The sequence below is a fragment of the Trinickia sp. Z7 genome (assembly GCF_056498045.1).
Genome location: NZ_JAUEQW010000017.1, coordinates 88,739 through 102,312 on the forward strand (window position 1 = coordinate 88,739; position 13,574 = coordinate 102,312).

Annotated in this window: 14 protein-coding genes and 1 pseudogene; 9 read left to right on the forward strand and 6 right to left on the reverse strand. The window is 65.2% G+C overall.

All coding sequences use genetic code 11. The features are described 5' to 3' along the window. Positions 1-17: 17 nt before the first annotated feature. The 4 genes from QQS38_RS22640 to ada all read right to left on the reverse strand — a co-directional run bounded on the left by QQS38_RS22640 (position 18) and on the right by ada (position 4,407). Entirely contained in the window at positions 18-464 is a 447-nt protein-coding gene (locus QQS38_RS22640; protein ID WP_479647586.1) for a hypothetical protein, read from the reverse strand. A 98-nt stretch (positions 465-562) separates the two neighbouring features. Further along, positions 563-2,179 carry a glutamate--cysteine ligase gene (gshA, locus tag QQS38_RS22645; protein WP_479647587.1) on the reverse strand — a complete coding sequence of 539 codons (1,617 nt, stop codon included), beginning with the start codon at positions 2,177-2,179 and terminating at the stop codon, positions 563-565. 201 nt (positions 2,180-2,380) lie between these two features. Continuing rightward, complete coding sequence (locus QQS38_RS22650) at positions 2,381-3,313, reverse strand: DNA-3-methyladenine glycosylase family protein (RefSeq protein WP_479647588.1); 933 nt, start codon at positions 3,311-3,313, stop codon at positions 2,381-2,383. Then, positions 3,310-4,407, reverse strand: coding sequence for a bifunctional DNA-binding transcriptional regulator/O6-methylguanine-DNA methyltransferase Ada (gene ada / locus QQS38_RS22655; protein ID WP_479647589.1), 1,098 nt, complete (start codon positions 4,405-4,407; stop codon positions 3,310-3,312). The genes QQS38_RS22650 and ada overlap by 4 nt, the downstream gene beginning before the upstream one ends. Before the next feature lie 438 nt (positions 4,408-4,845). Between ada and QQS38_RS22660 the strand changes: the two genes are divergently transcribed. Further along, positions 4,846-5,271, forward strand: coding sequence for a VOC family protein (locus QQS38_RS22660; protein ID WP_479647590.1), 426 nt, complete (start codon positions 4,846-4,848; stop codon positions 5,269-5,271). A gap of 134 nt (positions 5,272-5,405) precedes the next feature. Here QQS38_RS22660 and QQS38_RS22665 read toward each other — a convergent pair whose 3' ends face one another. Next, the gene (locus tag QQS38_RS22665) at positions 5,406-5,960 is read right to left on the reverse strand and encodes a YaeQ family protein (RefSeq protein WP_479647591.1); all 555 of its coding nucleotides are present in this window, start codon (positions 5,958-5,960) and stop codon (positions 5,406-5,408) included. Between the two features lie 108 nt (positions 5,961-6,068). On the opposite strand from QQS38_RS22665, the gene QQS38_RS22670 reads away from it, so the two are divergent. Beyond that, a complete protein-coding gene (locus QQS38_RS22670; protein ID WP_479647592.1) occupies positions 6,069-6,242 on the forward strand; it encodes a hypothetical protein in 174 nt (57 codons plus the stop codon). On the opposite strand, the gene sap1 is transcribed toward QQS38_RS22670, so the two are convergent. After that, positions 6,232-6,576: a surface attachment protein Sap1 gene (gene sap1 / locus QQS38_RS22675; protein WP_479647593.1), complete on the reverse strand. Its 345-nt coding sequence runs from the start codon at positions 6,574-6,576 to the stop codon at positions 6,232-6,234. The genes QQS38_RS22670 and sap1 overlap by 11 nt on opposite strands. 517 nt (positions 6,577-7,093) lie before the next feature. Between sap1 and QQS38_RS22680 the strand changes: the two genes are divergently transcribed. The 7 genes and pseudogenes from QQS38_RS22680 to QQS38_RS22710 all read left to right on the forward strand — a co-directional run. Next, positions 7,094-7,261 (forward strand): hypothetical protein, encoded by a 168-nt coding sequence (locus QQS38_RS22680; RefSeq protein ID WP_479647594.1) that lies wholly within the window; start codon positions 7,094-7,096, stop codon positions 7,259-7,261. 463 nt (positions 7,262-7,724) lie between these two features. Further along, entirely contained in the window at positions 7,725-9,398 is a 1,674-nt protein-coding gene (locus QQS38_RS22685; RefSeq protein WP_479647595.1) for a methyl-accepting chemotaxis protein, read from the forward strand. Between the two features lie 166 nt (positions 9,399-9,564). After that, positions 9,565-10,272 (forward strand): adenylyl-sulfate kinase, encoded by a 708-nt coding sequence (gene cysC / locus QQS38_RS22690; protein WP_479647596.1) that lies wholly within the window; start codon positions 9,565-9,567, stop codon positions 10,270-10,272. Continuing rightward, on the forward strand, positions 10,256-11,281 hold the full coding sequence (locus tag QQS38_RS22695; RefSeq protein ID WP_479647597.1) for a hypothetical protein: 1,026 nt from the start codon (positions 10,256-10,258) through the stop codon (positions 11,279-11,281). The genes cysC and QQS38_RS22695 overlap by 17 nt, the downstream gene beginning before the upstream one ends. Before the next feature lie 18 nt (positions 11,282-11,299). Beyond that, the gene (locus QQS38_RS22700; RefSeq protein WP_479647598.1) at positions 11,300-12,427 is read left to right on the forward strand and encodes a sulfotransferase family protein; all 1,128 of its coding nucleotides are present in this window, start codon (positions 11,300-11,302) and stop codon (positions 12,425-12,427) included. Positions 12,428-12,546: 119 nt separating this feature from the next. Further along, entirely contained in the window at positions 12,547-13,323 is a 777-nt protein-coding gene (locus QQS38_RS22705; protein ID WP_479647599.1) for a sulfite exporter TauE/SafE family protein, read from the forward strand. A 70-nt stretch (positions 13,324-13,393) separates the two neighbouring features. Continuing rightward, positions 13,394-13,574: pseudogene (locus QQS38_RS22710) on the forward strand (sulfate adenylyltransferase subunit CysD); the annotation flags it as partial.

Consider the following 13,574-nt stretch of genomic DNA (forward strand, 5'->3'; position numbering starts at 1 on the left):
GGCGCCGGCGTCGCGCGTTACTGCGAATTTTGCGGATTCGGATTTTGCGGCGCTGCCGGTAGCGGGTGCTGCGCGAGATCCGCTCCCGATCTCACGAATTGCTTGAAGCTCGCGGCCGCCTGCCAAGGGTCGGGCTTGCAGCCCGCGAGCGGGCGATCGCAGTGGGCGGCAAAGCCGATCGTCGAGGTGCCGTCCGCGTTGCGCGAGAGCGTGACTTGGTAAGCCGGTGCGCCGCTGCCCCCGGCCGGACCGGCGGTTTGGATCACGTCCGAGCTGTCGGTTTGCAAAGGATATTGCGCGTTCCGTGCGATCCATTGCCGCGCCCGCTGCCACCAGAGCGGGCATTGATCGACTCGGCACACGAGCGGTGCGGTTGCGATCTGCATCGTTTCCGGCTTGACCTGGTTCGTTGCCGCGCACCCGGCGACGAGCATGCAAGCGATTGCCGATCCTATGATCCTCATCCCACCCCCTCTGTCTGCGTCATGGCGTTGCAGGTTCGACGCCGATCGCGTGCACTCGTTCGCCCGACGTTCGGCGAGCGTCGTTCGTCGTGCGAAGGTCAGACGCTGAAGCGCTCCAGGGTGTAGCTGCGATAGTCGTGGACGAAATCGTCGAACGACGCGCCCGCGTCGCGCCGCTCGAGCTCGGCTTGCTCGGCGAGCGAGCGCTCGGCCAGCCGGTCGAATGCGGCCACGGCTTCGCGCTCAAGCGGCCGCGCCCGAAAATACTCGGCGTGCGCTTCGCTTTGCGCAAGTCCGAACGCGAGGAAGCTTTGTTTGCGCTCGCGCATCGTGCGCAGCACGCGTGCCGATGGCGTCGCGTCCGGATCCGCCAACTTCACGCGCTGCGCGGCGACGGCAGCGGCATAGTCGTTGCCGCCGCGCGCCGCATCGAGCGCGAGCGCGGCCGTTTCGATTCGATCCATCAGCTCGCCGGCCCAATCGCGCAGCGACACGGCGCGCCCATCGCGCATGAGCGCGAGGCCGGGCTTGCGCCCTTCCAGCGTGACGCTGCCGAAATTGGCATTCGCTTCGGCCTGGGCGGGCGGCGGCAACGCGGGGCTTTCATCGAGCGCGCAGACGAGCAGATAAGCATCGAGAAAGCGAGCCGTCTCCACGCTGATGCCGCACGGCTCGAACGGATCGATATCGAGGCAGCGCGCTTCCACGTACTGGATGCCCCGCGAGGCCAGCGCATGCAACGGACGCTCGCCCGGCTCGGTCACGCGCTTGGGGCGAATCGTCGAATAGAACTCGTTCTCGATTTGCAGGACGTTCGTGTTGATCTGCACCCAGTGGCCGTCGCGGTGGGTCCCGAGCGCCTCGTAGGGCGGATACGGTTCGCTCACGGCGCGCGCGAGCGCTTCCAAATACCCCGAGAGCGAATCGTAGTTCGGTTGCAACGCGGCTTGGGCGGTCGTGTTCGAGTACCCGAGATCGCTCATGCGCAGGCTCGTGGCATAGGGGCGATAGAGCGTCGTTTCGTCGAAGGTTTCGAGCGAGTGCGGCCGGCCTCGCAAGAACGCTCGATCGAGCGCGGGCGAGGCGCCGAACAGGTACATCAGCAGCCAGCTCGTCCGCCGGAAATTGCGGATCAGTGCGAGGTAGCACGCGGATTGATAGTCGACGGCGCTGGCGGCGCTCGGGCGCTGCGCGTGCAGCAGCCGCCAAGCCTCTTCGCTCAGCGAGTAGTTGTAGTGGATGCCGGCGATGCATTGCATCGTGCGGCCGTAGCGCAGCGCGAGACCGTGGCGATAGACGTGCTTGAGCCGGCCGATGTTCGAGACGCCGTATTGCGCGATCGGGATTTCGTCGTCGGCGGGCAGCCGGCCCGGCATCGAGTCGTTCCAGAGCAGCTCGTCGTGAAGCTGCGCGTAGACATAGCGGTGCAGTTCGTCGAGCCGCGCAATCACGTGTTCGGGATTGGCCTCGGCCGGCGTGATGAGCTCGAGCAGCGCTTCGGAGTAGTCCGTGGTCAGCGAAGGGTGAGTCAGCGCCGAGCCCAGCGCGCGGGGATGCGCGGTCATCGCGAGCGCACCGTCGCGCATGACGCGCAAGCTTTCCTTTTCGATTCCGCGCAGGCTGCGGGCGAGCACGTCCCGCGCGGCCGGCGACGTCAACACCGATAGGCGCTGGGCGAATGCATCGGACTGAAGTGGCGTTTGGATATCTGACATCGAAGCCGATCGGGCGGGCGCGCATCTACTCTCGCGCGGCGCCGCGATGCAATCATTTTTGAGTAGCGGGCACTTTAACACCGTGCCGCGAACCTCGCTTGAAGCCAAGCCCAGCAAGGCCTCGGACCGCGGAGAGGGCGGTTGGCGCGTTGCCGGATCGGCGCGGCCCGCAACGGCTCGGCACGCGACGAACCGCCTTGGCTAACCGCCCCGGTTCGCCCCTGCGCGATCGGCGATTTCGTTCCAAAGATGCATTGCGGCGTAAGCGCGCCAAGGGCGCCAAGCTTCGGTGCGCGCGCGTTGAAGCGGGGCGCGCGAGAGCGCGGGATCGCGCGCCGCGATCGCCTGCATCAGCACGAGATCGGTGGCGGGAAATGCGTCGACGTCGCGCCAGGCGCGCATCGCGATGTATTCGACGGTCCAAGGGCCGATGCCGGGCAGTGCGAGCAGCGTCGCGCGCGCATCGGCCAGCGTGGCAGCGGATACGCGTTGCGCGTGAATCGCATCGATGGGCGCGTCGCCGCTCGCCACGGCCCGTGCAAGACCCTGCAGCGCCGCCACGCGCTTGCCGGGCATGCCGATTTGCGCGAGATCGGCATCGGCGAGCGCGGCAGGAGTCGGGAAGCGCCACGCGGTGCTCGGATGCGGATGGTCCTCGATGCGCTCGCCCGCGCGTGCGACGATGCGGCCGATCAGCGTCGTTGCGGCTTTGACGCTGACCTGCTGGCCGACGATCGCGCGCACGACGAGCTCGAACGCGGACCATGCGCCGGGCAGGCGCAGCCCCGGCGCGGCCGCGACGAGCGGCGCAAGCCACGGGTCGCGGCCCAGATGGGCGCCGATGGCGGCGGGATCCGCATCGACGTCGAACATGGTCGCAACATGCGGCGCAAGCGCTTGCGCGTGGCGGCTGGCCGGTCCTTCCACGGTCGCAACGAGGCGACGCTTGCGCGGATGGCGTGCGACGACGAGGGTGCCGCTCGCGCCGTCCCAAGCGATCGTGCGGCGATAGGCGCCCTCCTCCACGGCTTCGACGCCCGGCGTTGCGCGCCCCGCGAAAAAGCGTAGGACGCGCGCCCAGTCATAAGGTGCTTTGAACGCAAGCTCGAAGCTGACGGCGGGCGCGGTGCTCAAGCTGCGTCGTCCAAATCGCGCGAGGCGGAGCCAGGCGCCACGCCGGAGTGCGCCGCTTCGGCTTCCAGCAGGGCGGCTTTGCGCGCGAGCCCCCAACGATAGCCGGCCAGCGCCCCGCCCTTTTGCAGGACGCGATGGCACGGGATGGCGAGGGCGAGTTCGTTCGATGCGCATGCGCTCGCGACGGCGCGCACCGCATTGGGCACGCCCAGCTCGGCCGCGACCTCGGTGTAGCTGCGCGTCTGGCCGTAGGGGATGCGCCGCAGCGCATCCCAGACGCGCTGGCGAAAGGCCGTCGTACTGACATCGAGCGGCAGGTCGAACGTTTCGCGCTGTCCGCGCAGATACGCATCGATCTGTTCGATGAAGGGTGCGATGCGCGTGCGATCTTCGACGAGCTTGGCGTTGGCGAACGCGTGCCGCAACGCCTGGCTTAGCTGGACCGGGTCATCGCCGAATGCGATGCGGCAAATCCCCTTGTCCGTCGCCGCGACCAGCACGTGGCCTAGCGCCGTGGCTGCACTGGCGTAGTGGACGGTGAGGCCCGCGCCCTTTTTCCGGTAGGCGGACGGCGCCATCCCCAATTCGCCGGGGATGCTGTCGTAGAGCCGCGACGGCGAATTGAAGCCCGCATCGAGCGCGGCGCGCGTAACGCCCTGCCCGCGTTGCAGCGCTTCGCGCAGCGCGGCGCCGCGGCGGGCGGCCTGATATTCGCGCGGCGAGACGCCGACGATGCGTTTGAACAGCCGCTGCAGATGAAACGGGCTGAGGTGGACGGCCGCGGAGAGCTGTGCGAGCGTCATGCGCGCTTGCGGATCGGCATCGAGCGCAGCACAGGCGCGCTCGACGATCGCCATGTCGCGCGGCAAGCCGTCGGGACGGCACCGCTTGCAGGGGCGAAAGCCGGCCGCCTGGGCCTCGTCGGCCGTGCCGAAGAACGCGACGTTTTCGCGCCGGGGCAGGCGCGAGGCGCACGAGGGCCGGCAGAACACGCCCGTCGTGGCGACGGCGTAGAAGAAAGCGCCGTCGGCTTGCGCGTCGCGCGCGACGACCGCATCCCAGCGCTCGTGATCCGTTTGGTAGGCGGTATCCATGATGTTTCCCGAGGTTGGCGAAGTAGACGATGCCCACTCTATGCGTCAGTGCCAAGCTGCGCGCGCCGAATCTTGCGGTGTCGTTCGGGTGGATTTCTTCGGGCCCCTATTTCTGGCGGAAGCCAGTGAAATCCCCCATAGAATCTTTCGTCATTTTCCTAGCTAAAAAAGATATTGCATCGCACCATCGACGTGTGTATAGTAGGAACTGTCTCCTCCATGTCTCCTCCTGATATGGATTCACCCGCTCCCTGTGAGCGGGTTTTTTTTTGCCTTTGCGCCGCAGGAGCCCCGCCCAGAGCGGCTCCGGCCAGGGTGCGCCTTTCGCGCCTCGGCTCGCCCGCCTGCGTTGGATCCCTCGCTTGCCGTACACTGGTCGAATCCGCGGCCTGCCGCTGGCCGCTCCGCTCCCCTGCCTCCATTGTGAGGGAAACGTCGATGAAACCGATCATTCGCGAAATCGACCACGTCGTGATTCGAGCCGCCGACCCCGCTGCGATGGCGCGCTTCTACTGCGAGGCGCTCGGCTGCACGATCGAAAAAGAGCAGCCCGAAATCGGACTGACCCAGCTGCGCGCGGGACGCTCGATGATCGATTTGCTTGCGCCCGGCTCGACGATCGATCGCAGCGACAGCGGCATACCTGGTCAAGGGCGAAATATGGACCATCTGTGCCTGCGGGTCGAACATTTCGACGCGCAGCGGCTCGCCGCCCATTTGACCGCCCACGGGGCTCGGCTGGGCTCGCAGGGGCGCCGCTACGGCGCTGACGGTTTCGGGCCGTCGCTCTATCTGTTCGATCCCGAGGGCAACATGGTGGAACTCAAAGGGCCGCCGGAAGCGGTGCGCGCGACTTCGCTCTGACCGGTCGGCTACGAAGCCAAACGAAAGGCGATGCGGCGCGCTCTTTCGTCGCGCGCGAGCCGGGGCGGCTTCAGCCGGCGCCGCCGCCGACCGGGCGAAGGCGAGCGCAAGCCGGGAACGAGCGCGAACAGGCCCTAGGCCGCGCTGCGCGCCTTGAGCACGGTCCACTGCAGCTCGACGGGGTCGGCGTCGGCGGTCGTCAACCAGGCTGCGCCATCTTGCACCGTCAACTGCAGCCGCATGGTTCTTTCGGCTAACCGTGCAAGCGCCTCGCCCGCGCCTTCCGCGAGCGACCAGACCTCGACGTTGCGCAGCCGTTCGACCTTGCCGCGCAATCCGTCCCACCAGAGCTGCGAGGTGCGCCCGCCATAGGCAATGACATAGACCTGCTGTGCACGTCCGCTGGCCTTTGCCAGTCGACGCTCGTCGGGCTGCCCCACTTCGATCCAGGTTTGAATCGCACCCGTCAGGTCTTTTTCCCATAGATCGGGTTCGTCGGTGTCGGACAAGCCCTTGGCCAATTCGAGCCGCTCGCTCGCAAAGAAGGCGAAGGCGGCGAGCCGAACCATCATCCGCTCGTCGGTTTCGGACGGGTGACGAGCGATGGTCAAGGCGTGGTCGCCGTAGTAATGCCGATCCATGTCGGCAATTTGAAGCTCGGCTTTGTAGATCGTCGATTTGAGGGCCATGCAGCGTCGGAAGAACTCGTTTGCGCGAATCGGTCGCGGATCGGGCGCGGGGCGCGTTCGAGCGCGCACCGACCCCAGGCGGGCATGATAGCGAAAACGAGTGCCGCAATGACGAACGGCCCGGTTGTGGCCGGGCCGAAATCCAGAATCGACATGCAAGCGCTGGGCGCGCTCGCCGTGAGCGCGGGCAAGCCGAACGCGCAGGCGCGTTGCGGCACATTCGTGCCGCGCGCCGCGCTGGGTTCAGCCCCGCTGAATCGGCAGCGCTACGCTATTGCTTGATGAATTCCGCGTGAGTCCAGAGTCCTTCCGTATCCTGATTGCCGGCGTTGACGAATTCCACGTCCCGCCCGACCACGCGCACGATGCGAAAGTCCGCATTCTCAGGCGCCGATAAGCATTGGAAACCGGAGAAAAACTCCTGCATTTTCTGCTGTTCGCCCGCCTGGGCGTGCTGGTAAGCCGAATCGAGCTTATCCTTCGATAAGCATCCGTAGGCGCCTTGCCTGAATTGGAAGGTCTGCTGAGGCTTCAGGACGTTGTCCTGCGCTTGAGCGACGGTGGCCGCTGCGGCCAATCCAATGAGCATAAAAAGCATGCCGGCTTGTTTCTTCATATACGCCTCCATGCGGGTTTTCACTGTGGTTAGCTATGTATTTAAAGGCAATCCAAAACCCGCGCATTTCAGCGTAGATGATCCGTGCCAAAGCACAAGCACATTTCGTGTGCGTTTGCAAAAGCGACGGATTGTCGCACCGGTGCCGCAGCCCCTTTTCATGCGCCATGGCTTGCCCGGGAGCTCGGTGCACAGGCAATGCGGGCCGATGCGTCGTCTCGAGAAGCGCACCGAATAAGGCGCTGCATGAAGCGTCGCTGTCGCGCCCTAAACAATTAAGCCGCTTAATAAAACTAAAAGGACTTTTGCGGCGCTGCACATAAAGATCTGCAAACCGGCATGCGAGAAATGCGGAATAAGGGATTAGTTAAGGGACAAAAACGATGCCGGGCCTGTGACGCGCGACGAGCACAGGTACGACGATGCGCGCTAGGCCACGTCCATCTCGCGAGCCCTGCACGAGGCGCGCGTCATGCGCATAGAATGGATTTCACGCTTTCGGCACCGGAGGCTCATCGTGATCGAGCGAGTAATTTTGGGCGCGTTTCTCGTGCTGCCGCTGTTGATCGTGGCGTTTCTTTTTTCCGATGAACTGTGGCAGGACCACCTGCGGCAGACGCGCGACGCCTCACCCCGTCGCCTCGATTGGCGTCATCCGCTACGCAGTTTGCTGCATCGGCATTGATGGGCCGCACGGCTAAGGGCGTTGCGCTCGACGTGTCGCACCTGCGCCGTGTGAACGGTGCATGCGGGACGACGCAATTGGGCCACGCGGCACAACGCTGTCTGCGCGAGGTCGCGCGCTGCGCTGCATTCCCGGGCCCCAAAAAACCCCGAAATCGATCGTTCCCACCACGGGAACCGATGACATGGCTTTACCCGATTTCCCCGAAAAACGGGGACATTGACGCCGGTCAAATCTCTCTTTTCAACGTCCGGTTACGGTGCTCGGTTCCCCATTTTCATTTGTCATATTAAAAAGTTTGCCGCGACCGGCGCGAACAAACTATCTCGTCATTAAAAACGTTTTCATCCGATAAAACACTTAAGGTCTATCCCGCATGTGCCGTTCACGCCCCCTGTGACCGTCGGGTTTCCCCGATGGAGTTAATGGACGGTGAGAGACGTCCCTTATCAAAGGTAGCGAAATGAACTTATCCCACATGAAAGTGGCGAGCCGCCTTGCAATCGGCTTTGCGCTGGTTTCGGCCTTGCTTGCTTTGGTCACCGTATTCGCGCTGATGCGCATGGCCTCGCTGGAAGGGGCGATGGTCGATATCACCGACGTGAACTCGGTGGAAGCGAACTTGGCGAACCGGCTTGACGAAACCATCTCCAATCGCGCGCTGGCCTTGCGCAACCTGCTCTTGCTGCAGGCGGACCAGCAAGACCAAATCGAAATCGAAACGAAGCGCTTCGACGAAGAAACTGCGGCCTACGCTGAAAGCAGCGCCAAGCTCACGACGATGTTCGCGCTGCCGGGTACGAGCGAGGAGGAGAAAACGTTGCTGGCGGGAATGCGCGAGCAGGGCGACCTGGCCTTGCCGATGATGCGCAAGGCCCGCGAGCTGGCGATGCAGGGCCAGCGCGACGCCGCTTATCACCTGCTGCGGTTCGAGTTGCGGCCGATCCAAGCGAAATGGTGGGGCTATGTACGCAAGTTGCGTACGCTCGAGCATAAACAGAACGACGAACTGACCGCCAGTGCGAAGGAATCGTATGCGGCGAGCCGGCTCGGCATCATGGCGCTCGCGCTGTGCGCGCTCATCGTGAGTGTCATCGCTTCGTTGGCGATCACCCGCGGCATCCTCAAGCAGCTCGGCGGCGAGCCCGCCGATGCTGCCGACGCCGCCGACCGCGTCGCGTCGGGCGATTTGACCACGGACGTCATCGTCAAGAGCGGTGACGACGCGAGCCTCATGCATTCGATGAAGACGATGCGCGAAAGCCTCGTTGGCATCGTGAGCCAAGTCCACGTCAGCACGGGGGCGATTGCCTCGGCGGCCGGGCAAATCGCGAGCGGCAATCTCGACCTATCCTCGCGCACCGAAGAGCAAGCCGCCTCGCTCGAGCAGACCGCCGCTTCCATGGAAGAGTTGACGGCCACGGTCAAACGCAACTCGGAGCACGCGCGCCAGGCAAACGAACTCGCGGCGTCGGCCTCGACGGTCTCCGAGCGGGCTGGCAACGTCGTTTCGCAAGTCGTGCAGACCATGGGCTCGATCAATCAAGCCTCGCAAAAGATCGTCGAGATCATCGGTGTGATCGACGGCATTGCATTCCAAACCAACATTCTCGCGCTGAACGCCGCCGTCGAAGCGGCCCGCGCCGGCGAGCAAGGACGCGGCTTCGCCGTCGTCGCCTCCGAAGTGCGTTCGCTCGCACAGCGCTCGGCCACCGCGGCAAAAGAGATCAAGGCATTGATCGGCGGCTCGGTCGAGCAGGTCGAGCTGGGCAACCGGCTCGTCGACGAGGCGGGCACGACGATGAAGGACGTGCTCGATAGCGTCAAGCGCGTGACGCTGATCATGGGCGAAATCATGAGCGCCAGCGAAGAGCAAGCGACCGGCATCGAGCAAATCAATCTCGCACTCACGCAGATGGATCAGGTGACGCAGCAAAACGCAGCGCTCGTCGAGGAAGCGGCTGCCGCGGCCGAATCGATGCGCGAGCAGGCCGAGACGCTCGTGACCGCCGTTAGTGTGTTCAAGCTGCGCCACGGCGCGCCCTCGGGCGTGTCGACCCGCGCGGGTGCGCAGCACGCGTCGCCGCGGCTCGCCCCGCCCTCGAGCCGCGCGATGCTGGCTTACGAGCCGGCCTGAGCGCGGCGCTTCCATCCGATCGTCGGCGCGAGCGTTTCAGCCGCCCAGCCGAAGTCGAATCGATGGACAGCTATCGAGAATCCGACATATGCCTACGGCCGCGCGAGCGTCGATCGCTTGCGCGTGACGCCGACATTGCGATGGAAACGAGAATAAGGATGCTTCCATGAACGGTAACGGACTGGCCCGTGCCGCGCGGTCTCATCTGCCTGCCTGCGACACGGAATCGGCAAACGCGGGGCAAGCGAGCGAGCGCCGCCCAGGCGCCAACATTTTCTGGCATGCGGGCGGCGTAGCCGAGCATGCACGCGAGCTGCAATTCGGCCATTCCCCCCTGACCTTCTGGCTGACGGGACTGAGCGGGGCCGGCAAGTCGACCATCGCCTTCGACCTCGAGCGCTTGCTTCGGCGCGAAGGGCGCCCTTGCGCGGTGCTGGACGGCGACAACATGCGTTGCGGCTTGAACCGGGACCTCGGCTTTTCCGAAGCGGATCGCCGCGAGAACGTGCGGCGTGCGGCCGAGGTGTCCCGCCTCATGAACGACGTCGGCCTCATCGTCGTCACGTCCTTCGTTTCGCCGCTGCGCCAAGATCGCGCTGCCGCGCGCGAGATCGTGGGCGCGGCCCGCTTCGTCGAAGTGCACGTGAGCACGCCGCTTCAAGTGTGCGAATCGCGCGATCCGAAAGGGCTCTATCGCAAGGCGCGTCGCGGCGAACTCGCGGATTTCACGGGCGTGAACGCGCCTTACGAGCCGCCGCTCGCGCCGGCCTGCGCGCTCGATACGGCGAAGTTGCCCGAAGGCGGCGCCGCGGCCCTGTTGCTGGACTACCTGCTGCAGCGGGATCGGGAGCGCGATGATGGCCCGAAGCGCTGAACCCGTATCGAGCGCAGCGCCGGTGCTGGCGTACGACGTCTTCAACGGCGACGCCGATGGTCTGTGCGCACTGCATCAGCTGCGACTCGCCCAGCCTCGCGATGCGATCTGTATCACGGGCGTCAAGCGCGACGTCGCGCTCTTGCGGCACGTGCCGTGCGAAGCGGGCTTGGACGTGACCGTGCTCGACATTTCGCTCGACGCGAATTTCGATGCTTTGACGCGCTTGCTCGAAGCGGGGGCGCGCGTGGCGTATTACGATCATCACGGAGCCAAGCGCGCATTCGCGCATGCGGGTTTGACCTTCTCGTGGGACGAGTCGGCACATGTCTGCACGAGCGTGATCGTCGATCGCATGCTCGGCGGCCGCTATCGGCCGTGGGCGATCGCCGCCGCGTTCGGCGACAACCTCGATGCGACGGCTCGCAGGCTTGCGGCCGCCCAAGGTCTGGCCGAACACGAGATCGCGGCGCTCGCCACGCTCGGTCGTTTGCTCAACTACAACGCATATGGCGAATCGCTCGACGACTTGCATATGCCGCCGCAGGCGCTTTATCGCGCGTTGCATCAATTTGACGACCCGCTCGAGTTCGTGGCGAGCGCCGGATGCTTTGCGCAGCTCGAGCATGGATACTGGCAGGACCTTTCCCACGCGGATGCGCTGACGCCTTATTGGAGCGGCGATGGGTGCGCGGTGTACGTCTTGCCCAACGCCCCGTGGGCTCGGCGCATTTCTGGCACCTTCGCCAACTTGCTGGCCGCGCAGGCGCGCGACCAATCGTTCGCAGTCCTAAACGAGCGCGCCGACGGCTCGTGCTGCGTCAGCGTGCGCTCGGCCAAGCCCGACTTGCTGCCGGCGCACGCGCTGTGCGAGCGCTTCGAAAGCGGCGGGGGCCGGCGCGCTGCCGCCGGGATCAACGCCTTGCCGAGCACCGCGATCGACGTTTTCGTCGACGCGTTTTCGAACTATTTCGCGGCGACCTTCCTGTGTCCCGTCGATTTCAAATAAAAACCGAGGAAGACCAATATGAACCGAGAGACCCTTTCCCCCGCAAGCGGCGGCCGGCCGCAGCCGGTGTTGATGATCCCGCTGCGCCGTTGCGGCAGTCATGCGCTGCGGCTCCGATTGAACTTCAATCCCGCTTTCTATTCCCCCTACCCGCTGCATATCGTCGACTTCATGCCGATCGTTCCGCTATACGGCGATCTCGACGACGATCGCGCGTATTTTCGTCTCGTGAGCGATGTGATCGGCTTGCAGGCGGCGAGCATGGTGAAGTGGCCCGGGCTCGTGTTCGACCCGGTGGATGTGTTCGAAGCGATCCGCAGCGCGCCGCGCAGCGTGCACCGGATCGTCTGGGAATTGCTGCTGCGCGCGGGCGAGCAGCGCGGCGCGCGGGTGGTCATGGACAAGTCGCTCGATAGCGTGCATTACGCCGACGAACTGATGCGATTGTTTCCCGACATGCTGTTTCTGAACGTCGTACGCGATCCGCGCGCGCAAATCGCCTCGATGAACAAAGCGATCATTCACGATTTCGACACGCGGCTCAATGCACGGACGTGGCTCGAAGCTCACCGCGCCGCCGATCGCGTGCAAACGCAGTACCCGCAGCGCACGCTGACGATCCGCTACGAGGATTTCCTGGCCGACGAAGAAGCCGTGCTCAAGCGCATTTGCGCGTTCTTCGACATCGAATTCCTGCCGCAGATGCTCGATGTCGCCCACTCGGCGGAGGCGCGCCAGATCTCGCGCATGTCCGCGCTGTGGTCGTCCAATTGCTTCGCGCCGATCGCGGCCAACGTCGACAAATACAAGAAGGTTTTGTCGATGGACGAAATCGCTACGATCGAAACGCTGACGCACGAATACATGCAACGTTACGGCTACGAGCGCCTGACCGATGCCGGCACGCCGCTCGACGCAAAAGCGTTGGACGAGGCCCGCGCTGCGTCGGACATCGGCCGAGACGAGGCCTGGCGCGAACTCGAGCGCACCAACTTTCGCGACTTCGCTTTGCGGCGGCATCGCGCCGAGTATTTGGCGTCGGTGCGTGCGCGGATGGAGCGATGTGCGGCCGAGCGCGCGCTCCGCGGCGCCGCGGCGCCCGCCAAGCTCGATGAATTGACCGAGCAGTTCGAGGTCACGGACTGACCTGGCGTCGGCCCTTCCATTACACCCAAAGCCACCGCATCGGACGCCGTGCGCAATGTACGCGCGGCGCCGATCGGTCGGCCCTGCAACCTGAGAGAACTTCAACCATGTCGGTCGCGATGACTTTGCAGACGCAAATCGCGCTCGCCTGCCTGTCGGGCTTGTCGATCGGCTTCACGCTTGGGTTTGTCGGCGGCGGCGCCGGCTCGCTTTCGGTGCCGCTGTTGCTCTACTTCGTGAAGGTCGGCGATGCGCACGTCGCCATCGGCACGACCGCCGCCGCCGTTGCCGCGACGGCGCTCGTCAACCTCGTTTCATATGCGCGGGCCGGGCTCGTGCGGTGGCGCACGGGGGCGGTGTTCGCCGCCGCCGGCATGGCCGGGGCGTTCGGCGGTTCGCGCTGGTCGCTGCATGTCGACGGCGGCGCGTTGATGCTGCTGCTCGCCGCGATCGTCGCCCTCGTCTCGCTGCTGATGTTTTCGCCGGTGCGCTCGAGCGGCCACGTTGCCCCGGCATGCGTGACGCCGGGCCGGGGCTTCGCCACCGCGGGAGCGGGGGTGGCCGTCGGCGGCGTGGCAGGCTTTTTCGGCATCAGCGGCGGCTTTCTCTCGGTGCCGGCGCTGCACTTCATCGCGCGCGTGCCGATGCTCGAAGCGGTGGCTTCCTCGCTCGTGTCGGTAGTCGCATTCGGCTCCATGACGGCGGCCAACTATGCGCTGGCCGGTAAGGTCAACGCGCCGCTCGCCCTTGCCTTGGTCGCGGGCGGGGTGGTGGGCGGCTGCGCGGGCAGGCGCGCCGCCAAAACGATTTCCGTCAAACGTCACGCGCTGCGGCGCTTTTCGGCGGCATTGCTGCTGCTCACCGCGGCGTACATCGCATACCGGAGCTTGAGTTAGGCGTGCCGATTTAGCGGCCGCGAACGCCGCGCTCCTTTTCCAGCCATCAACGAAAACCGAAGGGAACATCATGTGCCTTCTTCTCGATCCTGCCGATGCGAACGCCCGCTTGCTCGCTCATCGGCGCATGGACCACCTCGACTGGCTCGAGGCGGAATCGATCCACATCCTGCGCGAGCTCGTGGCCGAATGCAGCAAGCCGGCGTTGCTGTTCTCGGGCGGCAAGGATTCGGTGGTGGTGCTGCATCTGG